25 protein-coding genes are annotated in these 19,849 nt (G+C 54.8%); 1 reads left to right on the forward strand and 24 read right to left on the reverse strand.

The window, feature by feature from the left end:
- Positions 1-99 precede the first annotated feature (99 nt).
- From CGC63_RS03380 to CGC63_RS03390, 4 genes are all read right to left on the reverse strand, one after another.
- Positions 100-1,143 carry an IS30 family transposase gene (locus CGC63_RS03380; protein ID WP_040351059.1) on the reverse strand — a complete coding sequence of 348 codons (1,044 nt, stop codon included), beginning with the start codon at positions 1,141-1,143 and terminating at the stop codon, positions 100-102.
- Positions 1,144-1,207: 64 nt separating this feature from the next.
- The gene (locus tag CGC63_RS03385) at positions 1,208-1,468 is read right to left on the reverse strand and encodes a helix-turn-helix domain-containing protein (protein WP_004220730.1); all 261 of its coding nucleotides are present in this window, start codon (positions 1,466-1,468) and stop codon (positions 1,208-1,210) included.
- 80 nt (positions 1,469-1,548) lie between these two features.
- Entirely contained in the window at positions 1,549-1,674 is a 126-nt protein-coding gene (locus CGC63_RS15800) for a hypothetical protein (RefSeq protein WP_004220727.1), read from the reverse strand.
- 158 nt (positions 1,675-1,832) lie between these two features.
- Complete coding sequence (locus CGC63_RS03390) at positions 1,833-2,081, reverse strand: helix-turn-helix domain-containing protein (protein ID WP_330368535.1); 249 nt, start codon at positions 2,079-2,081, stop codon at positions 1,833-1,835.
- 126 nt (positions 2,082-2,207) lie between these two features.
- Here CGC63_RS03390 and CGC63_RS03395 point away from each other — a divergent pair, with 126 nt between their 5' ends.
- Entirely contained in the window at positions 2,208-2,846 is a 639-nt protein-coding gene (locus tag CGC63_RS03395; protein ID WP_004220723.1) for a hypothetical protein, read from the forward strand.
- Positions 2,847-2,911: 65 nt separating this feature from the next.
- Here the strand turns inward: CGC63_RS03395 and CGC63_RS03400 are convergent, their stop codons facing one another.
- The 20 genes from CGC63_RS03400 to CGC63_RS03495 form a co-directional block, all read right to left on the reverse strand.
- The gene (locus CGC63_RS03400) at positions 2,912-3,439 is read right to left on the reverse strand and encodes a hypothetical protein (RefSeq protein WP_004220722.1); all 528 of its coding nucleotides are present in this window, start codon (positions 3,437-3,439) and stop codon (positions 2,912-2,914) included.
- Positions 3,440-3,595: 156 nt separating this feature from the next.
- Positions 3,596-5,188 carry a phage tail tip lysozyme gene (locus CGC63_RS03405; RefSeq protein ID WP_004220718.1) on the reverse strand — a complete coding sequence of 531 codons (1,593 nt, stop codon included), beginning with the start codon at positions 5,186-5,188 and terminating at the stop codon, positions 3,596-3,598.
- Between the two features lie 11 nt (positions 5,189-5,199).
- Positions 5,200-5,580, reverse strand: a complete 381-nt coding sequence (locus CGC63_RS03410) for a CHAD domain-containing protein (RefSeq protein WP_004220716.1) — start codon at positions 5,578-5,580, stop codon at positions 5,200-5,202.
- A 12-nt stretch (positions 5,581-5,592) separates the two neighbouring features.
- Complete coding sequence (locus CGC63_RS03415) at positions 5,593-5,949, reverse strand: hypothetical protein (protein ID WP_004220714.1); 357 nt, start codon at positions 5,947-5,949, stop codon at positions 5,593-5,595.
- On the reverse strand, positions 5,928-7,073 hold the full coding sequence (locus tag CGC63_RS03420) for a reverse transcriptase domain-containing protein (RefSeq protein ID WP_242648430.1): 1,146 nt from the start codon (positions 7,071-7,073) through the stop codon (positions 5,928-5,930). The genes CGC63_RS03415 and CGC63_RS03420 overlap by 22 nt, the downstream gene beginning before the upstream one ends.
- A 427-nt stretch (positions 7,074-7,500) precedes the next feature.
- Positions 7,501-7,845, reverse strand: coding sequence for a diversity-generating retroelement protein Avd (gene avd / locus CGC63_RS03425; protein WP_004220709.1), 345 nt, complete (start codon positions 7,843-7,845; stop codon positions 7,501-7,503).
- A gap of 71 nt (positions 7,846-7,916) precedes the next feature.
- A complete protein-coding gene (locus CGC63_RS03430) occupies positions 7,917-9,014 on the reverse strand; it encodes a formylglycine-generating enzyme family protein (RefSeq protein ID WP_004220705.1) in 1,098 nt (365 codons plus the stop codon).
- A gap of 20 nt (positions 9,015-9,034) precedes the next feature.
- On the reverse strand, positions 9,035-9,403 hold the full coding sequence (locus tag CGC63_RS03435) for a hypothetical protein (RefSeq protein WP_004220703.1): 369 nt from the start codon (positions 9,401-9,403) through the stop codon (positions 9,035-9,037).
- Positions 9,404-9,406: 3 nt separating this feature from the next.
- Positions 9,407-9,832, reverse strand: coding sequence for a hypothetical protein (locus CGC63_RS03440; RefSeq protein ID WP_004220701.1), 426 nt, complete (start codon positions 9,830-9,832; stop codon positions 9,407-9,409).
- A 20-nt stretch (positions 9,833-9,852) separates the two neighbouring features.
- Positions 9,853-10,164 carry a hypothetical protein gene (locus tag CGC63_RS03445; RefSeq protein ID WP_004220698.1) on the reverse strand — a complete coding sequence of 104 codons (312 nt, stop codon included), beginning with the start codon at positions 10,162-10,164 and terminating at the stop codon, positions 9,853-9,855.
- A 19-nt stretch (positions 10,165-10,183) separates the two neighbouring features.
- Positions 10,184-11,089, reverse strand: coding sequence for a phage tail protein (locus CGC63_RS03450; protein ID WP_004220696.1), 906 nt, complete (start codon positions 11,087-11,089; stop codon positions 10,184-10,186).
- Between the two features lie 14 nt (positions 11,090-11,103).
- Entirely contained in the window at positions 11,104-12,450 is a 1,347-nt protein-coding gene (locus CGC63_RS03455; protein ID WP_004220694.1) for a baseplate J/gp47 family protein, read from the reverse strand.
- Complete coding sequence (locus CGC63_RS03460) at positions 12,447-12,728, reverse strand: hypothetical protein (RefSeq protein WP_004220685.1); 282 nt, start codon at positions 12,726-12,728, stop codon at positions 12,447-12,449. The genes CGC63_RS03455 and CGC63_RS03460 overlap by 4 nt, the downstream gene beginning before the upstream one ends.
- Before the next feature lie 12 nt (positions 12,729-12,740).
- Positions 12,741-13,427 (reverse strand): hypothetical protein, encoded by a 687-nt coding sequence (locus CGC63_RS03465; protein WP_009299072.1) that lies wholly within the window; start codon positions 13,425-13,427, stop codon positions 12,741-12,743.
- A 12-nt stretch (positions 13,428-13,439) separates the two neighbouring features.
- Positions 13,440-13,790 (reverse strand): hypothetical protein, encoded by a 351-nt coding sequence (locus CGC63_RS03470; RefSeq protein ID WP_004220681.1) that lies wholly within the window; start codon positions 13,788-13,790, stop codon positions 13,440-13,442.
- Positions 13,790-14,641 carry a phage late control D family protein gene (locus CGC63_RS03475; RefSeq protein WP_004220677.1) on the reverse strand — a complete coding sequence of 284 codons (852 nt, stop codon included), beginning with the start codon at positions 14,639-14,641 and terminating at the stop codon, positions 13,790-13,792. Before CGC63_RS03475 ends, CGC63_RS03470 begins: the two co-directional genes overlap by 1 nt.
- A 62-nt stretch (positions 14,642-14,703) precedes the next feature.
- Positions 14,704-14,952, reverse strand: a complete 249-nt coding sequence (locus CGC63_RS03480) for a tail protein X (RefSeq protein WP_004220671.1) — start codon at positions 14,950-14,952, stop codon at positions 14,704-14,706.
- The gene (locus CGC63_RS03485) at positions 14,945-18,736 is read right to left on the reverse strand and encodes a phage tail tape measure protein (protein ID WP_004220669.1); all 3,792 of its coding nucleotides are present in this window, start codon (positions 18,734-18,736) and stop codon (positions 14,945-14,947) included. The genes CGC63_RS03480 and CGC63_RS03485 overlap by 8 nt, the downstream gene beginning before the upstream one ends.
- Before the next feature lie 117 nt (positions 18,737-18,853).
- The gene (locus CGC63_RS03490) at positions 18,854-19,261 is read right to left on the reverse strand and encodes a hypothetical protein (protein ID WP_004220667.1); all 408 of its coding nucleotides are present in this window, start codon (positions 19,259-19,261) and stop codon (positions 18,854-18,856) included.
- A 75-nt stretch (positions 19,262-19,336) separates the two neighbouring features.
- A complete protein-coding gene (locus CGC63_RS03495) occupies positions 19,337-19,846 on the reverse strand; it encodes a phage major tail tube protein (protein ID WP_004220665.1) in 510 nt (169 codons plus the stop codon).
- Between the last annotated feature and the right edge of the window lie 3 nt (positions 19,847-19,849).

A 19,849-nucleotide genomic window follows, 5' to 3' on the forward strand; every position in this document is an offset into this window, starting at 1 on the left:
ATTATATCAAATGACAGAACCTAATTCAAGAAACTTTGAGCCGGCGGGTAAGATTGGGAAAAGTCAAGAGTAAATGCGAAAAAAATTAAATAAATTTTATTAGGCCCCCAAAAGGGCGTCCATTTGCTCTTGAAATACTGCACTGGCTGGCAAAAATCCGAGGATCTTCCGTGGGTAGTTGTTCAGCCAGTTTGTTATTGTCTGGATCACTTCGGCGCCGATCTCGTCGAAGTTCGTCCCCTTTGGCAGCCAGCGGCGGATCATCTTGTTGAGGTTCTCGTTGCTTCCGCGCTCGTATGAGCTGTACGGGTGGCAGTAGTAGCACTTCGTCCGGGATCCCTCCGCCAGTATGCTACGTTCTATGCCGGGGCAGTCCGCAAACTCGCTGCCGTTGTCTACGGTGATCGTTTGGAACACGTGAGGGAAAAGCTCACCCCATTCTTTTTCCAGATCGTCGAGGGCCTGCACCACGCTGGCCGCGCTTTTGTCCGGGAGTTTGGCCGTGATCTCATTCCGGGTGAGTCTCTCGGTCAGGACGAGGATCGCAGCCTTTCCCGGTCTGGCACTCACTACGGTGTCCATTTCCCAGTGCCCGAAGGTGGAGCGCTCGCCGATTATATCCGGGCGCTTTTCTATGCTTTCGCCCTTCGGTGCGCGTTTCTGAGCCTGTACCTTGTGGTAGCTGCGCTTCTTGTCTCCCTTAACCGGGAGGTCTTTGTTTGTGAGTCTGAGGAAGATCCCCTTCTCGATATAACTGTAAATGGTGTTTTTGCTCTTGATCTCCGTGTTGAACTGGAGCCCTTGTGCCTTGATTTCTCCCAGCACGGCCTCCGGGCTGTACTTTTCGTCTGCGATCTTGGTTTCTATATATTCAGCGAGGCGGTGATCGTTTCCGATTTTCAGGTCGGCGCCTTTGGCTGCAAGGTTGGCCCGGTATTTCATTTCGCTGAGGTCTGAACTGTATCGGGTTTCCTCTGTCCAATCACTATTCCGGTGCGTGTACTGTCCGCGCTGCAGCTCGCGGTATATTGTGCTAATATGCACGCCGACAACTTCCGCGATCTCTTTCGGAGTCTTGCCGTCATTGTTCAGGGTTTCGATCCGGATCCTGTCGGATTTGCTCAGGTGTTTGAATCTTCTCATGGGTTTACCTCCAATATACAAAAAATGAGGGGCAGCCGAAGCCGCCCCCTTGAATGTGTGGTGCTTATTTCTCATACTCTGCTAAAAGCTCGGACGTTTCCGCGTCTGTCACTATATCTGAGAGTTTACAACTCAGCGCTTTACAGATCCGCAGCAGCGTGGAGAGCTGCGCCTTGCTTATATCCCGGTCGCCCTGTTCGTATTTCTGATACATTCGGACGTTTACCCCGGCGGCTTCCGCGAGCTGCGACTGGGAGAGGCCAGCGGCCTGTCTGAGCTTTTGCAGTTTTTCGTTTTTATAATTTACCTTTACCGTTATTTCCATGTGTCGGCCTCCTTCTTGACTTTGTTGTAGCCGGTGGATATAATAAAGGCGGTGGGTGGGAATTTCCCACCGCCGAGCCTTTAGGACTGCTTAGGTTTTTGATTTGGCTTTATTGTTATCGTGATCCGTTCCACCGCTTCACTTCTTAAAGCCTTTTCGAGAACTTCGAGCAGTTCTTTTGTTTGCTTTTCTTTCTGTTCGTCCACCGTTGTGTCCTCCTTTCGTTTCTTCTGTTTTCCTCCTTTTTTCTTACTCAGGTTTTCCCTTACCTTGTAATATTATTATACACCTACGGGTGTATATAGTCAAGCTCATTTCCTATATTTTCGCGTTTTTTTGCATAAAAAAGAGACGTTTTCACGCCTCATTTTTCATATTCCAGAAGTGTGCAAACTGGCACACCGAGCACCGTTGCAAAATAATTTAACTCGAAGTCTGGCACAACGCGGTCGCCGGTTTCGATCCGGCTCACTGCTTTCTGATTCAGATTCAGCCCAGCCAGTTGCAACTTGGCGGCGAGCTGTTCCTGAGATATTCCCGCCCTTTCGCGGAGGGCCCGGATCGCAGGGCCGGAGGCGTTGCACGTTCCATTCGTGTGCTTGTAGAGTTTCAACCTTTCACCCTCCTTTATCCCAAACATGACTGATAGCTTCTTGACTTTACCATGGCCGGGCGCCTATAATTATCCCAAACATGACTAAAAGCGAATAAACGCAAAAAAGAATTAGGAGGGCATGGCATGGTTGGAAAGAAGGGCCCGTTCGGCGGGTTTTGTAATTATGGAATTTTTGGGATCTGGGGAAAAGATCCGGGGACAGGAAAGAAAAAGTACAAAAAGGTGGACGCCATTTCAGAAGCGGCAGCAGTAGAGAAGGCGGCAGCTCTTGGCTGTGTGGATCCGCAGAGCGTTGAGGTGATCCCGTTCCTCCCGCCGTCTGAAAAACAGCAACGGTACGCCGCAGATCTTGGCGTTCGTCTGCCAGAAGGTTGCACGGTTGCGGACGCCACCGCGTTGCTCAGCAGGGCGGAGAATGGAAGCGATCAGGATCCCGCTCCCGGTCTTGTGGAGTATGCTCAGAGCTGCGGTGTTTGCTTTTCTACACTGGCTGGAGAGGGTGGCCTGCTTGATTGTATGGTTTGCCAGCTTCCGATCAGGGAGAAGGCGATCCTTTTCGCTCATGCGGTTGCTGCCAGTGCGGCCGGTTCCGGTTTGACGGATCCTCGAAAAACTCCGCAGTATTTGAAGTTTTGCCAGTTTGCCGATCAGGTGGCGGTGGATCCTGCTCTTGCGAAGTCGGTAGAGGGCCGCGATCGCTACGACTTCCAGAAGCCAAACACGAGATCGAAGGCATACAAGGCGGCGCTGGCCTGCTTATAAAAAATAGCCCGGTAGGAGATAACACTCCCGCCGGGCTTTCTTTATGTCCTGAACGTGTCAGGGGCTTATTCTGTTTTAGTTTCAGCGGCCGGAGCTTCGGCTGCGAGCTGCTGCACCGCAGTGGTGGCGATCGTTGCCGCTACGCTTGCCGCGGTTGTTGCTGCGTCGGCCGTTGCTGCCTTGATCTGGGACTCGCTGGCGGCCTTGGTTTCTCTGCATACCTGCTCGATCTTGGTTTCGAGCCATGCGTCGAAGTCGCCGTAAATCTCACGGAGGGCGGCCACGGTTGTGTCGCCGAGGATCTCCAGTGTCTTGTTTTTGGACTTCTCGAAGGCTTCGAGCTGCTTCTCTTTAGTGAATTTGCCCTCGGCTTTCAGTGAGTCCGTGAACGTCTGGGCTGTATAGGCTACGGCCTGAGCCACGGCGTCCACTGCCATATTCATGTACTTGGCGGCTGTCTCATTGTCCAGATCTTTCTCGATCTGGGCTGTCTGGCGTTTGAGCAGTGCCACGAGGTAGGCGCCACCGGCAGTAATGAGCAGACAGAGGATCGGCGTTGCTGCGTTGATGATCTGAGTCATAGTTTCGTTCATGGTGTTGATTCTCCTTTCTGTTTTCTCCCGGATAATACGGGCAGTCTTTACAGTCTGCTGCGTCGCATGGTGAGCCGTCCCACTCCACGAGGGAGCGGATCCAGATCACATGGACGGCCACGGCCACGATCAGCAGCAGGATATTAGCGGCCGTTCTCATTTTGAGACGTTGGCCGCATTTACCCAGCCGTAGACGCTGGACTGGCCGTCAGTGTGTACGATATGGTACGGGTGCTTTGCTCCCTTCACAATTCTGGTGACTTTGGCCGGGCCAGCCTTCGGAGTTCCGGCAGCAGTTGAAGCTGCAGCACTTCCGTAGTGAGGGCCGCCGGAGAACTGAACCACGTCGCCGACTTTAATCTCGGAGTTTGCGGATCCGGCAGCGCTTCCACCGTTGGTTGTCACTATTGCGTCGAAGCCCTTCGCTTTCAGCTTTGTGACTTCGGCGTTGGCGTTTTCTTTCTTGGAGTAGGCTCCAGTCTGCACCTTGTAGAAGCCGCCGGACTGTTTGAGAATAGCGTCAAAACCGGCAGCTTTCACCTTTTTGAGCTGAGCGTCAGCGTTTGCCTTCTGCTTATAGGCTCCGGTCTGGACGTAGTATTTCACGCCGGAACCGCCGGACGGGGTATTATTTCCGCCGGAGTTGCCGGAGTCAGTAGAGCCGAGCAGTGCGTTGATTCTGTCGGCGAGTTCCCCATATCTGGAATAAAGCCAGTCGCCGGGGCACGATTTATTCGCGAACCAGCGGTGCGCGGTGAGGACGATCTCGTTCGCCTTCGGCTCGTATGCGAGAGCCTTCTCCTTGCTGCCGAGCCATAGCACCTTCGTTTTTCCGTTTCTCTTGCAGATGTCAGCGCAGAGCTCGATCAGTTTCTCGTAAACTGCGGATTTCATGGCGTATGGTTCGGTCTTATCGCTGGCGCACTCGATCGTGATCGCTCGCTGGTCGTTTGCGCCGCTGGAGCTGCACCAGCTCCGGTTGCACTCGTCCACGATCAGGCAGAAGCGGCCGTCGCATCCGATCCCGTAGTTGCAAGACGCGCCTTCATCGGGATCATATTTCGTAAAGCAGGCGCCGATCGTTTCGGCAGATAACTGGCCGACTACGCAGTGCGGCGTCAGGCGGTCGATCGAGTGGGTTCTCTTTCCACTATGGTTGGGGCTGTAAACTGTGCAGTCCACTAATGAACTATTGCTCATGGTTTTACCTCCTTGTGTGTCGTTGGTTGTCTTAGTAGCGTATTTGTCGAAGTAGGTCTGTCCATAGCTGGCCCGCTTCGTTTGGACGCTGGCGCTCTGATCCTTTGGTTGTTCATATTTGAGCAGCACGGCGTCGGAAGCCTGTCTCACGCTGGTGGCTTTTTTCAGCACGGCCAGCACGGCGGCGTAGCTTTCGGCGAGTTCTTTCCAGAGGAAGCCGAGCTGAGTCTCCAGATCTCCGATCGAGGCACCGGCAGCCTTGACATAATTCAGGAGCGCCTCCTTGCGGCTCCAGAATGTCCACTGCGCGAGGCCGTAGCCTGCGGAGTCATGCACGAAGCCGGTATACTTTCCGGAGTCCACCGCGTCGGTGTAGTCGTCGTCTGTATAGCCGAGCTTTTTCTCGTAGGTGTTCTGGAGGTTGTGAGGGTTGAGCCCGCTCTCCGCGAACAGGTTCCCCATGAGTCCGGCGGCCCCGTATGAGTTCAGGCCCTTGCCGGTGAGAAAATTCCAGATCTTTTCCTCGTTGTTTTTTCCGGTGAGTGACATGTTCCACCTCCTTAGAAGTCGTTGAAGTTGTCCGCCTCTGGCTGCACGCCGTTGGCGTTCATCAATTTTATTTTGTTTTCAGCCTTGGCCTTCGTGTAGTAAAAACCGGTCGCGCTCGCCATTTCAGCGAACACGGCCGGGATCAGGTAGGCGAGGGCTGAGGCGTCCATGGTGGAGTAAATAATCCAGCAGGAAAAGACGGTAATTAAGATCGTCACGATTGAAGCGCCGCAGAAAATAATTTTTGAAAATTCCATCTTTTTGCTGGTGGCTGCAGCCTCTCTCATTCGTTTGATCTGCTTCCGGAGCCGATGGTTTTCGGCTGTCAGCTCTCGGATCTGTTCCTCCGGATCTGTTTCGGTTTCTACCGGTTCCAGCGTTTCCTCAGTCATGGTGTCACCTCCTTAGCTTTCATAAATAGATTCGATCCCCTGCCTCGTCAGGAAGTCCTTCTGCTCATGTTTGACCTTGGCGGCATAGTCGAGGGCCGCGTGCATATCACCGTTGCAGTGGGCGTCCGGGATCCGCTGCACGGCTCTGGCCGTGGCTTCTCCGAGGGCGATCGCGGCGTTTACTCCCTGCACTAAAAAAAGCTCCTGCTGTTCGTGGAGCTTTTCGCGCTTGTCCTGAGCTTCTCGTCGCTGTTTTTCTTCCTTCTCCAGTTTCTTGCTCTGTTTCTGGATTTTCTGCTCGATACACCAGAAGCAGAACCCAGTGATCGCCGAAGGAAGGCAGGCGATCAAAACTGATTCAATTCCCATTGTGTCACCTCCTGCGGCAGCTCTATGTCTGCCATTTCTTTGCGTTTGAAAATAATATTTTTCTCGATCCATTTCTGGAGCCCGTGAGTGGAGCAGTGGCCCATAAGTCCGAAGTAGCTCTGCATGGTCGCGTCTACCGCGTCGAAGTCGATCAGCCCGGCCTCGTACTCTTTCGCTATGTAGCGCATACGTGCCTTCATTTTCTTGACCGACTGAGCTGTCGGTTTGCGGTACCCCGGATAGATTCGGCAGCCCACGAAGGTGATCCCGTGCTTGACGAGTCCGATCGTGGTTTTGCTGTTCAATTCGAGGTGCAGGACTTCGTTCAGATACTTCTCGATCGCAGCCCTCCACCGGTTCAGTGTGGCTGCGTCAGGATAGAGCAGCGCCATGTCGTCCATGTATCTGTCGTAAAAATGGGCTTTCAGCTCGTGCTTGATATACTGATCCAGCTCATTGAGGCAGACGTTCGCGAGTAGCTGGCTCGTGAGGTTTCCGATCGGCATACCTACCTCGAACAGTCTTTCAGACGGTGGGATCTCGTCGGCAGACTTTCCCGGAGGCAGTCCAAAGGGTGTATGGTCACAATTTATAATCGTTTCCATAAGCCAGAGGTAGCCGTCCTCGTTCGGGAACTTCCGGCGGAGTATGTCGAGCAGTACCCGGTGATCCACCCGGTAAAAATACTTTGATACGTCCAGTTTCAGGTAGTACCAATTGCCCGGCTTCCGATCCACGAGCGTGCACCAGTATTGAAGCCGGTCGGCTGCTCTGGTGGTTCCTTTTCCCACCCTGCACCCGTAGCTGTGGTATATCATGCCATTGTCGAGGTGTTGGTTTGTCTGGAGGTAGATCGCCCACTGCACGACACGATCCCGGAAGCCCAGAGCCATGACGAGCCGTTTCTTCGGTTCATGGACGTAAAACTGCCGGTACCGGCCCACTTTGTAGGCGTGCCAGATCAGGTCGTTTTGTATGCTGATCAGGTTTTCCTCCAGATTCGCCGCGAAGGCGGTCACGTCGTTGCGGTACCACTTCTCGCTTGCTGCCTCGTGGTATGCGTCCAGAAGATTCTCCCACGAGTATATTCTCTCCAGAAGGGAGGGCTGGTTTCTTGGATCCATGTCCTCGTTCCTCCTTGTGTTGTCATAATTATGGCCCGCGTTGTGACATTCCTCGGCGAGATCTTTCCTCTGCGGTCGCCACGCCGCAGGATCCGGATCCCCCTTCTGCCCGCATAGCAGACAACGGCCAGCCTGCGCGGTTTGCTCGGTGTCCCCGGTGGCCTCCACCGGCAGAGCAGCACGAGCGTGTATCTTTGGCCTTGTCGGCCGGGAAATGCATCCCTTTTGCCTTGGTGTTTCTGCTGGGCCTTGGCCCTCAGAAAATAAACAAATAAGGTAAGAGCGGCACGGAAGCCGATGTTCGTGTTCACATTGCTGCGGGAGTTGTTGCCGTTGAGGTAGAACACACCAGCGTTCGCACCGTTGTTCCAGTTGCCCCCGCGATACACGCAGCGCCTCCTTTATCTCGACACATTCCCCACGGGCTTTACTCGTTCGACTTTTTCCAGCCGCCGAGCATACGCCCGATTTCGTTCAGCTCCTTGCTCCATATTTCGTGGAGCCCCGGAGAGATCAGGCGATCCTCCGGAGAAACTGCTGTGTCTACGAGAGAGCGCAGCACGTCCAGCTTGGTGTCCATTTTGTTCTGGAGTTCTACCCGGCGCGAGCCTCTGGCCCGGTTGGCCTCAATGCAGAGCTCCAGCATATCCATGAACGCCGCCGTCATGTGCTTGCGATACTCGAATTTTTCGGGTTTTCTCATATTTGCGGTGCGTTCGCTCACCCGGATCATGCTCCGAACGATACGCTGCCGCAGTTGTAAGTTGTCCATGTTGTTACTCCTTAAAAGGGTAGAGGGTGGCTTGGTGGGCCACCCTCATGCCAGATTTTCAGATTGCCAGATTACCGGATTTCCGGGATATAAGCGGCACGGAAGCCGAGGTACGTGGACACACCGCTGCGGGAGCCGGTGCCGTAGAGGTAGAACACACCAGCGTACGCACCGCCGTTCCAGTCGCCCCCGCGATACACGCAGCGCTCGGCTACGCCGTTATTCCACCACATGTAGTCGCCCTCGTATACGTCAGTAGTGACGTCAGAGTCCGGGAGAAGGGCGAGAGCGCGCAGCATAACTTTGGCAGCGTCTCCGATCGAGCTGTCGGCAGCAACCTGATAAAAGGCGCAGCTTCGGCTTTCATCTTTGGCGTTGGTGATCGAAGTAGAGTACGTCCACTTGTTGTTCACATAGTCCAGTTTTACGGTTTTACCGGAAACATGGGCGGAGCTGTCGGTCGTCTTGCTCTCAGGATCCACGAGGGCGCCGTCTGCGGCGTTGATAGCCTTCCAGCATGTGCTCGTTGCGTTCTGAGGGTTGTCCGGATCGGCTGCGTCGTTGTTTGCAAGGATCTGAAGCTCGCCCCAAACAAGGCGGATTCCTCCCTGCCATTCCCACACGTTGCCGTTCAGATCCCAGATACCAGCCATGGTCTTGTCGTGGCTCCATGAGATCGGGCCGGTACCAGTTGCAACTCTCGCGATCTTGCCGCTTTCGTAGTAGCTCGGCACGGCTTTGTAATTACTTTCGCGGCTGTCTTTGCCGTAGTTGTTGTTACCATACGGGAGGAAGCCGTTTTTCTTGCACCAGAGAGCGATCGCGGCCCATTCTGCGTTAGTGCTCAGGTGCCAGCCTGCGCCCTTGGCCTCGCAGCGTGCGCGTGCGGTGTCGAAGTTGATACTTGCGGTCGGATCTTCGCCCGGCAGGCTGTACGCTACGGAGTTGTAAACCTTGGCCTGATACTTGCCGTAGTAAAAGCCGGGGATTTCCACGCCGTTGACGATAAAGGCCGGGTGGGTGCTGTCATTTCCGCCGGTGAGTACGTCCGAGTTCTTAAACTTCGGGATATACACCAGAACGGAAGGGAGATCGGTGTCGTCTGTCTTGACGACGTTGTTCGGGCAGATCATTTTTACTGCCAGATTGGTGAGGTCAAAATTTGCCATTTTCTTGTGCTCCTTTCTGCTTATTCAATGCTCCAGAGGATCAGCTTCACCTCTGCCATGTCGAGCGGGTTCTTTGTGCGCTCTACGGTCTGGCGGTTGGTATCGCCGGACTCGTCGGCGCCTTCCTGCGGTTCGATCGGTGTCTCGGTATAGGTTGCGGCCGGGATCTCGATCTGGGCCACATAGCGGCCGCCGGGCTGGGTGCCGAGCATGAGATCACCGCCGCGATCCATGCACACGTCGAGGGTGCGGGCCTCGTCGCCCTGATACTTGGTAACCTTGACGCTGAGCGCGTCGTCGTCGAAGCTGAGACGGTAGCCGTCCTGCTCCCACTGGATCTTTTCGCCGGTGTTCTTCTCGATCACCTGCACGTCGTTGATTTTTGCCATGGTTTATTTACCTCCTTTGATTCTTAAAATAAGGGTGGCGCTCTCGGCGCTTCCGTCGTACTTGACCTTGAAGCCGTTGAGCTGCTTGTCGTAGATCTGGATCTCGCCGACGTTTCCGGTGTGGGCCTGAATATCCACGTCCACGGTGTAGTCTGTGTTGTCGCGAGTGATCGCAAGGCTCACGGTCTTGGTGGAGTTGTTGAACGGATAGCTCGCCGTGTTTTTCAGTTCTACGACGTGGCGCTCGATCTCTGTCTGAGACTGGAGCTCTCCGGCTGCGATCAGGAGCATGGCAGCGGCCACGCTGGCGTCTGTGATCCCGCTCTCCATGTTGTTGAAGTGGGCGGCGCTCTGATCGGTTCCGGCTTGAATGACCTCGCCGCTATCGACGTCTACCACTTTGTCGAGCCATTTTGTTGCGTTATACATGTGTCTGCTTCCTCCTTCCTTTATGCTGTGACTTCATAGATCGGGATCGTGATCTTGATCATGGTTCCCTGTCCGGCCACTTTGTTGATAGTTCTCTGCTGGTATGCTGCCTGCTCCCCGTAGGTGTCGATCAGACGGGAGGCGTTGATCGTGCAGGCGATAGAGTCCAGCGTCGGGAACGTCGCCATAACTACCACGTTTTCGCCTTCGATCTTTTTCTGGTTGATCGTTCCGCGGTGCCATGTGCCATTTGTCTGAGCCTCGACATAGGCGAGAGAGCGGAGCCACTGCTGCCGCCTTCGTCCCATGTAGGCTTCGCCGAAGTATGCCATTTTGTGCCCTCCTTTCGGTTTATTCCCCGCAGCGCTTAGTTCCGCATTTTACGAACGGATAGCAGAACAGGGCCGCCTTTTCGTTCGTGGCTGCTGCGCGTTTTATAACTGAGCCCAACGTCCCCGGCCGTGGAGTTATTCCACATTCAGGGTAGTTGTAGCGGAACGCCTCGGTGTCAGGCTCGGCTGCAGCCGCTTGCTTTACGACGGCGCCGAGTGTTCCGGGCTGCGGATATGTTCCGCAGGTTGTGGTTCCGGCGTGAGTGTAGTCGTATAGGTACGGCTTCACTTCCGGATCTGTTTCAATGCTCGGCTTTATCACGAAGCCGATCGTGGCCGTTCGCGGGTTGGTACCGCATTTCACAAAATCATAACGGTGCAGCTCCGTGTTTAGCGCACACTCAATGCCGGGATCCGGCCCCTGCTGCCAGTAATAGAAAACGCCCGCGATATGCGAGCGCACATTTTTGGCAGCCTGAACGGCGTCAACAAATTTATTAAAATTTTCGCCGTCGGTGTTCGCGTTTGTGGTTAGAGCCGCGAAGGTGTACGGGGAGTCGTCCATCTCGAACCACTCCATGACGTAGCCCTCGCCGAAGTATGCGCCGATCAGACGCTCAACGGCCCACTTGGTACCGCGTTTTCTTTTGATCTGCTGCGCGAGCTTGATTGTGTTCCGCTTCTCTGTCAGGCTCATGCCTTCGGAGTCGTACCAGTCAATGTCCAGCTCCCACGCCATTTCGTTGCACTCCGCCTCTGTGAGCTCGTCTACCTTGTCCCATGTGCGGATTGTGGCCAGACGTTTGCCCGGCTCACCTATGAGCTTGTTCACGGCCTTGCTGAGTGCGATCGCTGCCTCGTCGTCCTGCATGAAGGCGGGCAGCAGTTTTATAAAATCCATGTTTGACACTTTCATGCCGCCCATGCTGTCCACCTCCTTTATCCTCTGACGATATGCTTCACGGTCTTTTTACCGGAGAACTTGGCCACGGTCGTGCTGTTGAGCTCGGTGTATTCCGGTTTGATGATCTGCACGCGGGTGGCTCCGATCAGATCGTCGGCCCAGTCGGGGCAGAGGATCCGCTTCCGGAGCTCGTCTGGGTTTATGTCCTGATTCAGTGTGGAGCCCTGCCAGTTGATATACTGATCAATAGCCCCGCCGGATCCTTCCACGTTCTGCACTACTTCTGACTCGTTGGCTTTAGTGGTGTAATAGGTGAGCTCTATGTCATACTCGTGAGTTTCCGGAGCTTCCACCGTTACCATGTCAGTGAGAGGGCGAACGTCGTCCGCAGAGCAGGCAGCCAGCACGTCGGCCAGCACTTCCTCGCTCGGAATCTGTCCTCCGGCGCAGATCGGCACGATCTTGACACGGCCGTACATATTGCGGCCGATCTGGATCTTTACCGCCTCGGCTCCAGCGAGAGATCCGGAGAGTGAGAGAGTCAGAAGCTCGTCTGCATACTCGGCCGTATAGTCGGCCCCTGCTGTGGCTTCGGATCCGTCACTCAGGAAAACCACCAGAGTGTCCGGCAGGAGATTGGCGCCACCTTGGAAGGCGTGCCCGGCGTATGTTTTCAGAGTTCTGGTGATTGTTTCCTTTTCGGATTCCACCACCGCGTCCGTGACGAGAGAGTTCGCGGACAGCGCCCAGTATTTGTAGGCTTTGGCCGGGCCTGCGGTGCTGAGTTTGTTCTCAGCCTCTCGGATTCTCTCACGGTACGGTTCGTCCTCCTCACGGTCGCCTCCGCCTTCTGTTATGGTCAGGTTTGTTACTCCGTCGAGCAGTGGAACGTCGGAGACGTCCACGATCTCGGAGATCTCGCCCTCGTCTATGTTGTTGTAGTCCGTGCCGCCTTCCTCGGCGGTTGCTGCCACGTCCACATAGAGGCTACCTGCATAAAGCACGGCTGTGGTGTCTGTCAGGAAATAGTGAACGAAGTCACCAGTTACTCGAAGTCCGGCCGGTATAATGATATTAGAGCCCACCGCTTCGGTAACTGTGAACCGTAGGGTGGTAGTGGCATAGGTAGGATCGAGACGGATCACGTCTCTGTTTTCTCCCAGAGCGTCCAGAACAGTGCCCCTTGCATATCGGAGCATTTTCTGGCGGCAGGCGTCGTTTACTGTGTTGTAAACAGTGACGATCACCTTCGCCATGGTGTCGCCGAAGATTCGGCGCTCGTCACCGGGGTAGAGAGGCTCGCCGACGCCGTTCTCTAATTCTTCCAGTATGTCGGTGTAGATTGTTTCGTCGGTTGTCTCTATGAATTTGAGCTCGCTCATGCGTCCTCGTCCTCCTTTCTTTGGATAATGTTCACGATCATGCCGAAGTCGCCAGAGAAGGCAGCCGCCGGATCTGAGGCGATACTGTCAGACTCAACGCGGGGCTCGAAGGTTTCCAGAACCCACTCCGCGTCAGCCACGGCCTCGTCGGTCGCGTTCGGTTTGTCGATCAGAGTCCCGTCAACGCCGCGCACGCGATCGTATGCGACTTCACCGCGGACGATCCTCAGTAGATTGGCGGCGCACACTTCTGGGCTCCCGTTTCCGCTTGCTCTCATGGCGTCACCTCCTTATGCGAGAGTTACTTCGGACAGATACACCCAGCTATTGATCCCGTTAGGGTGGCCCAGTAGCACCTTGTTTTGGCTGCTCTTGATCTGGCTCACCCTATGCTTTCGTTGTTTTACCCAGTTTGGTATCTTCTGGCCGGTTGCGTACCTGCTGCCGGTCGGCTTCACATAGTCGCCGACTTTGATCGTTTTCTTTGTGGCCTTTTTGGCCGCTGTGTTGGTTGTTTTCTTGACGGACTTCGAGGCGGTGCTCGCTTTCACATTTAGCGCGGTGGTGCTTACCTTCACGCTGGTGGTGGCCGGATCGTATTCCTTGAATGTGAAGGAAAGAGTGGCCAGAAGCAGCCGCCCCTTGCCGTCCACCTTTGTGTTGCTTACCGCGACTTTTCGGAGCTGGAGCTTCGGCCCCAGCTTCTTGCCGCCGAGATAGAAATAATTCACTTTTGTGACGAGAGCCTTCCAGCTCTGGATCTCCGCCCATACGTCAACGCCTGCGCCTGAGTGCAGCACGGTGGTGAATGAGAGAGGGAAAAGCTCGGTGCCTCGTTCGTTAGTCGTCTTTTTGTCCTCGGTGCTGGTGTTTTCGTCGGCCACCTGCTCGTAGGAAAAGGCCAGCCCCTCCAGCGCGACGACTTGCTTTGATGATACGGCCCATTTTTTTGAGCCCCACTGTGCCATTGTTGGCATGGCTGTACCTCCTTAGTCTGGTTTTTTAGTGGATCCGCTGCCTGTTTCGACGCCTCCGTGGGTGTGTCCGCTCAGGCTTATGCCGCGAGCTGTGACGTCGCCCTTCGGTACGTTGATATTACCGGCCGAGAGTCTCGGCAGGTAGCACCCCCATTCACCGTCCGCCCGGCCCAGCAGCAGCCCGGTGGAGTCGTCAAACTCCACATAAACCACCGCCGTGCCTTTTGAGAGGTTTCCGGTGGATCCGCGGAGGTGCCACGGGATCGTGATCTTTGCGGTTGGCTTAGCCCCGGCGTCAGACGGTACAACGCGGGCCGTGTTTCCTGATATGCTGGCGATCGTGCCTTTATTGATTTTTCCCATTAGTAGCCCTCCAGAATGTGTCGGAAGTAGATCGTGGATTTATTTCCGACAAAATCATGCCGGACTTTATACACAAAAACGGTACCGTCCCACATGGTTGCCCTTGGTGTTGATAGTGTCAAAATGCTGGCGGCTGCATATCCGGTCATAAGTGACTTGGAAAAGTAGCCGGATCGGGCAAACTTGTTCGCGTTCCGCAGCAGCCCCTTGGCGAAGCGTGCCGCCTCTGCATTGCTGGTTACCTGAATAGGCACCGCAGGGCGGAGCACTGAGCTGTTGGAGCTGTCGGCTATAAATTTTCCGGAGTAGCTTCCGCTTGCAATTTCGCAGGATCCGTACATTCCGCCCCGGTTGTCCTCATAGGAGAAAACGCCATTTTCATCTACGGAGAGACTACCGGCTGGAGTCTGCCCCTCTATGTACTGCTCGTTATACGCCAGCAGCTTGCCGTCAAATATAAGCATTTGGCAGCCTTCCAGAGTGCAGAGCCGGTGGAATAGGGCGAAGTCTGTCTCGTTGTCCTGCTTAATATACGGGTAAACCTGATCCGCGCAGCCGTAGTTCTGGAATGTTAGTCCGTGATTTCCTGCGAACTCATTCGCCAGTTGCAGGAACCGGACGCCCTCCCAGCTTTTGCTCTTTTTTGTCTTGCCGCTTTTTGGCATGGACATGGCTCGGATCGTAAAAAGCCCGTTTTCTGGTTTCATGGAGTGCACGAACATTTTCCCAGTATCACTCGCGCCTTCTTTGAATTGCACGGTGTCACCTTCGGCCGGTTGCCACTTGCTCCATGTTCCCTTGGTGTCATTGAAGCGGATCACGAGGGTGTCGGCTTGCTTTTCTGCGAACATTTCGTGCACGCAGTAGTTCACCGACACGTCCCCGTATATATCCACCCCGTTGTAGTAGAGGTTCACGCGCTGTCGTCCTCGTCCTCAGAGTCCCGACGCCACGGCGGCAGAGTTTCCGGCGTCTCTGCACCTTCGACGATCGGCAGCCGGAGGGCCACGTTCGCGTCGAAGATCAGCACGTCCGCATAGTCGGGGTTAAATTCTGCGATATAGTGCGCCAGCATTTCCTCCCCGTACGTTTCGAGGGCCAGCGCGTCGAAGGTGTCCCCTTCGCGTGTCGTGTAGTCTTTGTAGCCTGTTACTCTACGCATATTGAGCCACCTCCCGCATTTTTATAAATTCTTCCAGCCAGTCGAAGAACTCGGCCTCGTGGGCTTTGAGCTTCGCCATGAAGTCGTCCGCGTCGTCGCCGGTTCCTTCTGTCTGGATCTGTGGGCTCCATGTGAAGCCGGAGAAGTCGTAGTAAACTACCATGCCGCCACTGTCTGCCAGACTTCCGAGAGAGAAGTCGTCCAGAGTCAGAAGCCTTCCGGCCGTGCTTGTGAGTCCTTCGCCAGAAGATCCGCCGGTTGTGCTTGCAGTGTTGAACACTGAGGTGATCATGGTTTCCAACTTATCCCAGAGGGTTGCAAGAGGAACCACCGCCTCGGCGCCAGCTTCACCACCAGCCAGAAGATTGTTACCTGCTGCGCCGAAAATAGTCGGGCGCGTCAGAATACCGCCGTCCTTGTACCATGAAATACCGAAGTGTGGTACGCTTGGCGGGTTGATCGAGAAGCTGCCGCTGATACTCACATGAGGGAGTTTCAGGTGTGGCAGGCTCCACGAGAAGTTAAACTTTGATTTTAGGGCGCTGATCGCGTTTCCTACGGCGTCCCTTGCTGCCGACATTTTGCTGCTGATCGTCGAGTAAATACTGGAGAACTTACCCGACACTGTGCTGAGTGCGGAGCTGAGTCCTGAACTCATGGTGGAAGTGATTCCACTCATTAAGCTGGAAACGGTAGACTTTGCGCTGCTCAGTTTGCTGCTGATCGTGCTCCGGATACTTTCCCATTGAGAGGAAGCGGTAGAGCTCACACTTGACCACGCAGAGCTTGCCACGCTGGTGATCGTACTCGTTGCCGAGCTTACGGCGGAACTGGCCGCCGAGATCTTGCTGCTCACTGTGGAGCTGATTGTATTCCAGAGAGAGGAAGCCGTGGAGCTTACGCTTGACCATGCGGAACTTGCCACGCTGGTGATCGCACTCGTCGCGGTGCTTACTTTCTCCTTGGCTGCGTCGATTTTGGAACCGATCGTGCCTTTGATCCCTTCCCAGAGGGAGGAAGCCGTGGAGCTGATCGCGTTCCATGCTGCGCTTGCTACGTTGGAGATCGCAGTCGTCACCGTGGTGATCTTTTCTTTTACGGCGTCGATTTTTTCGCCGATCACGCTCTTGATAGTCTCCCAGATAGAGAGCACCGTGTCCTTGCAGTTTTCCCAGATAAACCGAAACGGCAGCGTGATGATCTGGAAGGCTGCGCTGATAATTTCCTTCACGGCCATGATCCCGACGGTCACAATGTTTTTAATTGTTTCCCATGCTCCGGACAAAAATCCGGTGATTGAGTCCCAGATATTCGTGAAGGTGTCGTGGATCTCGGTCATGGTTCCGGTAACGCTCGAATAAATTCCGGATAAAATTCCGGAGAAAAACGAGACGATCGCGTTCCATGTGTCCGTGAAAAATGTTTTGATTCCCGTCAGGATTCCGGAGAAAAACGACGAGATCGCGTTCCATGTGTCTGAGAAAAATGTTTTAACATTCGTCCAGACGGTTTCCCAGTCGGTGCCGAACCAGCCCAGAACGGTGTCCGCCAGAGAGGTGAACGTGCTGATCCAGTTCTCGAAGGTTGCCACAACGAAGTCCCAGACTGCGCCGAAAACTTCTTGGACGCCCTGCCATACCATGTCCCAGTCACCGGTAAAAATTCCGGCGAAGATGTCAAACAGGCCGGTCAGAATGTCGAGGGCCTCGTTCAGAATATTGCTGATCTGCTGGAATACGCCCTCGAAAATCGGAGCGAGCACCTCGCAGAAGCCGTCCCAGACTGCCTTCATTACTTCGGTTATGTCCTCGAACTCGAACCCCAGCGCGTTGAGCCTGTCCACAATTCCTTGCCCGAACTCGTCGAACTTGGCCTTGATTCCGTCCCAGATCGCTGTGATCTTGTTCCTAAATTCTTCGTTGTTTTTCCATAAATTCGTAAAGGCGAGAGCCACGGCCGTGATCACTGCGATAATAGCAATAGCCGGAAGCGATACGCCTCCCAGTGCTGCAGCGAGTTTTACCAGTGCGCCCTTCACCATTGCGATCTTGCTCGATATGGTTCCCCAGTTCATAGCCGCGATAACGGCACCGAGGCCGCTCACCGCTATGGTCACTTCTGGGATATGTCCGCCGAGCCATTCGATCGCCGGGATCACGCCGTTAGTGATAAACTGCACACCTGCTCGTAGCTTACTTTCCAGCGCGTCGTAAATTTTGAGCCCCAGTTCCTCGAAGGCGCTGTTCATTGCCGCCACGTCGCCGCTGAGGTTGTCGTTCATAATATTGGCCATTTCCTCAGCGGATCCAGAAGCTCCGCGGAGTTCTTCCTCGTACCCGGCGATATTGTCCATGCCTTCGTTGAGGATCAGGTTCAGGCCCTTGGTGGAGTCTGCGGTAAAAGTGGAAGATAGCGCGACGGCTCGTTCTGCGTCGCCCATTCCATTTGTGGCGGCTTCCACTTCTGTGAGAATGTCGGTGAGATCTCGGAAGTTGCCCTGTGCGTCCATTACGGCCACGGAGGTTTCTCCGATCTTGATCGCGCCGTCCTTCATTCCGTTGGTTATGTCTCGCATAATCGCGGCCATGGCGGTTCCGGCTTCGGATCCTTTATAACCTTGGTTTGCCATTCCTTCGAGCAGTGAGGTGACGGTTTCGACGTCCTGCCCGGCTGCGTTTAAGTTGGCTGCGCAGTTCTTGTAGGCTTCGCCCAGCGCTTCGGCCGTGGTGTTACTGTGGCTTTGCGCGTAGGAGAGCAGATCTGCGAAGTATGCGGCGTCTCCGGCCTCCATGGCGAAGGCGCTCAGGTAGTCCGTTACCATATCGGAAGCCGCTCCCAGTTCCATGCCGGAAGCGGCGGCCAGATTCAGAACGCCACCCAGCGCACTTGTGGACTGATCAGCGTCCCACCCGGCGAGGCTCATGTATTTGAGGGCCTCTGCTGCATTGCTGGCAGAGAAAACCGTGGTGGCGCCGTATTCTCTGGCGCAGGCTTCCAGTTTCTCGAAGTCCTCACCGGTTGCGCCACTGATTGCCGATACCTCGGACATGGTGCTGGTGAAGTTTTGGCCCAACTCTATGACATTTCCGACCAGATTTTTGATACCGTCCACCGCTCGCATGATCGCGTCGGCTGCGAGATTTGCCAACGTAGCCTTAAACATGGTGAAGCCGTCGTCTGCCTTTTTGGCCGAGCTTTCGACTTCCTCCAGAGAATTGTCCAGTTTGTCCGCTGCGTACTCTGCGTCCGAGAGCTTGGTTTTGTTCTCGTGCAGTTCGCTGGATAGGTCTTGGATCTGTCGAGCGAGTTCCCGCGCTTCGTCGCTGGTTTCCCCTTGTTCGGTTGCAACGTCAACGTATCGCTGTTTTAACTGTTGGAGGGTGTCCTCCTGTTTGGAGATTGTAGAGCGCAGCGTTTCAGCTTCTCCGCCTGCGTCGTCCATGGTTTCGGACAGGGCACGGGCGGCTTTCTCTGCCGCGTCCAACGTGCCGCGATTTTCCGTCAGTTCACCGGACAGTTCTTGGATTGTACTCGCGAGCTGTTCGGCTTCCTCGGTTCCTTCTTGGCCGGTCACAATGTAGTCGGCGTAGCCTTGTTCCAGATTTTTGAGTACTGTCTCCTGCGTGCTGATCTTTGCCGCCAACTGTGCGGAAGCACCGGCGGCTTCGAGCGTTTCTTTGCTCATTTCCTCCAGACGAGAGACGGCCGCGTTTATAGCCGATTGAAGGGAGGGGCTGAGGGATCCGGCGATCTCTATCGTAGATTGTAGAGTATGGTCTGCCACGTCCTCACCTCCTTGTGTGCTTTGGCCTCCTTATGTTTAGCGGCCGATTTTTCTCAGCGCGTTTTTTTTCGGCTGCGAGATCCTCGGCCGCTTCTGCATACTCTATGATGAAGTCAGTTACTCGCTTTTTTTCGAGCTCTGTCGTGCTGGTGTGGTAGACTCTGGCGTAGTCGCGGTAGGCTCTGCGGAGTCGTTTTCCTGTGGTTCCGACTCCGATTTCAGCATAAAATTTCGGCCGATGGCCATTACCTCCACAACGTCCGCGCCCTTCATGCGCTCCAGATCGGAAAAGTCATAAGTCGGATTCACGGCCACGATCGCAGCATAGCCGAGGTAGAGGTGGAGGCCGAAGTCAAACTCTGCCGCTGCGGACACGGACAGGTTCTTCATGCCTGCGGCCGCTTTTCTCTTTGCCTCAGCAGTTGCGAAAAGCACGCCGTCGATCTCGTTCGTGTCGTACTTCATTTCTGTGATTTTGTCCCCGTTGATCATCACGGGATTTTTCAGAGTGAGGGTTCCGTTCATTTTGTTCTCCTTTCAAACAAAAAGAGCCCGCCAGTGACTTGACCGGCGGGCCGTGGTTATTTTTTGATTACTGCATTAAAGCAGGTTGTTGATCTGGCTCATGTAGTCCTTGCCGTTGATACGGAGGATCTGAGCCAAACGGTCAACGCAGCAGATCTCGACGCCGTTTGCGTAGATCTGGAGCCTTGTCACGTTATAAGCGTTCTCGGCTTCGGTTGCGCTGCCGACTTCGACGCCCAACTCAGGGAATGATCCCGGCATAGTACGCACAAAAGCCTTGCAGCCTTCGGTTGCGGTGGATCCGTCGGATTTTACGACATTCTGAACCCAGCGGAACTCGAAGCTCTGCTTTTCGAGGCGGTTCATGCGGCGCAGGCCGTTGTCTACGCCGATCTTTGTAATGGAGAGCTCCATGTTCTCCAGAAGTCCGATCAGTGGTACGGTCATGTTACCCATGGCCTGCACGTCAGCAGTTAAAAATTCAATACCGGGCAGAGTGAAGGCGACGTCCTTCGCCACCAGAGTGCTGTCCGCGTATACAGTGTCGGCCACTACCGGGCCTTTAATATCGAGCCATTTTGCCATTGT

The organism is Blautia hansenii DSM 20583 (assembly GCF_002222595.2).
Taxonomy (GTDB): Bacteria; Bacillota; Clostridia; order Lachnospirales; family Lachnospiraceae; genus Blautia; species Blautia hansenii.

Bases quoted from the DNA above. Each gene is read 5' to 3' on its own strand.
- CGC63_RS03380 (WP_040351059.1), bottom strand. From the start codon at position 1,143: ATGAGAAGATTCAAACACCTGAGCAAATCCGACAGGATCCGGATCGAA.
- CGC63_RS03385 (WP_004220730.1), bottom strand. From the start codon at position 1,468: ATGGAAATAACGGTAAAGGTAAATTATAAAAACGAAAAACTGCAAAAG.
- CGC63_RS03395 (WP_004220723.1), top strand. From the start codon at position 2,208: ATGGTTGGAAAGAAGGGCCCGTTCGGCGGGTTTTGTAATTATGGAATT.
- CGC63_RS03400 (WP_004220722.1), bottom strand. From the start codon at position 3,439: ATGAACGAAACTATGACTCAGATCATCAACGCAGCAACGCCGATCCTC.
- CGC63_RS03405 (WP_004220718.1), bottom strand. From the start codon at position 5,188: ATGTCACTCACCGGAAAAAACAACGAGGAAAAGATCTGGAATTTTCTC.
- CGC63_RS03410 (WP_004220716.1), bottom strand. From the start codon at position 5,580: ATGACTGAGGAAACGCTGGAACCGGTAGAAACCGAAACAGATCCGGAG.
- CGC63_RS03415 (WP_004220714.1), bottom strand. From the start codon at position 5,949: ATGGGAATTGAATCAGTTTTGATCGCCTGCCTTCCTTCGGCGATCACT.
- CGC63_RS03420 (WP_242648430.1), bottom strand. From the start codon at position 7,073: ATGGATCCAAGAAACCAGCCCTCCCTTCTGGAGAGAATATACTCGTGG.
- avd (WP_004220709.1), bottom strand. From the start codon at position 7,845: ATGGACAACTTACAACTGCGGCAGCGTATCGTTCGGAGCATGATCCGG.
- CGC63_RS03430 (WP_004220705.1), bottom strand. From the start codon at position 9,014: ATGGCAAATTTTGACCTCACCAATCTGGCAGTAAAAATGATCTGCCCG.
- CGC63_RS03435 (WP_004220703.1), bottom strand. From the start codon at position 9,403: ATGGCAAAAATCAACGACGTGCAGGTGATCGAGAAGAACACCGGCGAA.
- CGC63_RS03440 (WP_004220701.1), bottom strand. From the start codon at position 9,832: ATGTATAACGCAACAAAATGGCTCGACAAAGTGGTAGACGTCGATAGC.
- CGC63_RS03445 (WP_004220698.1), bottom strand. From the start codon at position 10,164: ATGGCATACTTCGGCGAAGCCTACATGGGACGAAGGCGGCAGCAGTGG.
- CGC63_RS03450 (WP_004220696.1), bottom strand. From the start codon at position 11,089: ATGGGCGGCATGAAAGTGTCAAACATGGATTTTATAAAACTGCTGCCC.
- CGC63_RS03455 (WP_004220694.1), bottom strand. From the start codon at position 12,450: ATGAGCGAGCTCAAATTCATAGAGACAACCGACGAAACAATCTACACC.
- CGC63_RS03460 (WP_004220685.1), bottom strand. From the start codon at position 12,728: ATGAGAGCAAGCGGAAACGGGAGCCCAGAAGTGTGCGCCGCCAATCTA.
- CGC63_RS03465 (WP_009299072.1), bottom strand. From the start codon at position 13,427: ATGCCAACAATGGCACAGTGGGGCTCAAAAAAATGGGCCGTATCATCA.
- CGC63_RS03470 (WP_004220681.1), bottom strand. From the start codon at position 13,790: ATGGGAAAAATCAATAAAGGCACGATCGCCAGCATATCAGGAAACACG.
- CGC63_RS03475 (WP_004220677.1), bottom strand. From the start codon at position 14,641: ATGTTCGCAGAAAAGCAAGCCGACACCCTCGTGATCCGCTTCAATGAC.
- CGC63_RS03480 (WP_004220671.1), bottom strand. From the start codon at position 14,952: ATGCGTAGAGTAACAGGCTACAAAGACTACACGACACGCGAAGGGGAC.
- CGC63_RS03490 (WP_004220667.1), bottom strand. From the start codon at position 19,261: ATGAACGGAACCCTCACTCTGAAAAATCCCGTGATGATCAACGGGGAC.
- CGC63_RS03495 (WP_004220665.1), bottom strand. From the start codon at position 19,846: ATGGCAAAATGGCTCGATATTAAAGGCCCGGTAGTGGCCGACACTGTA.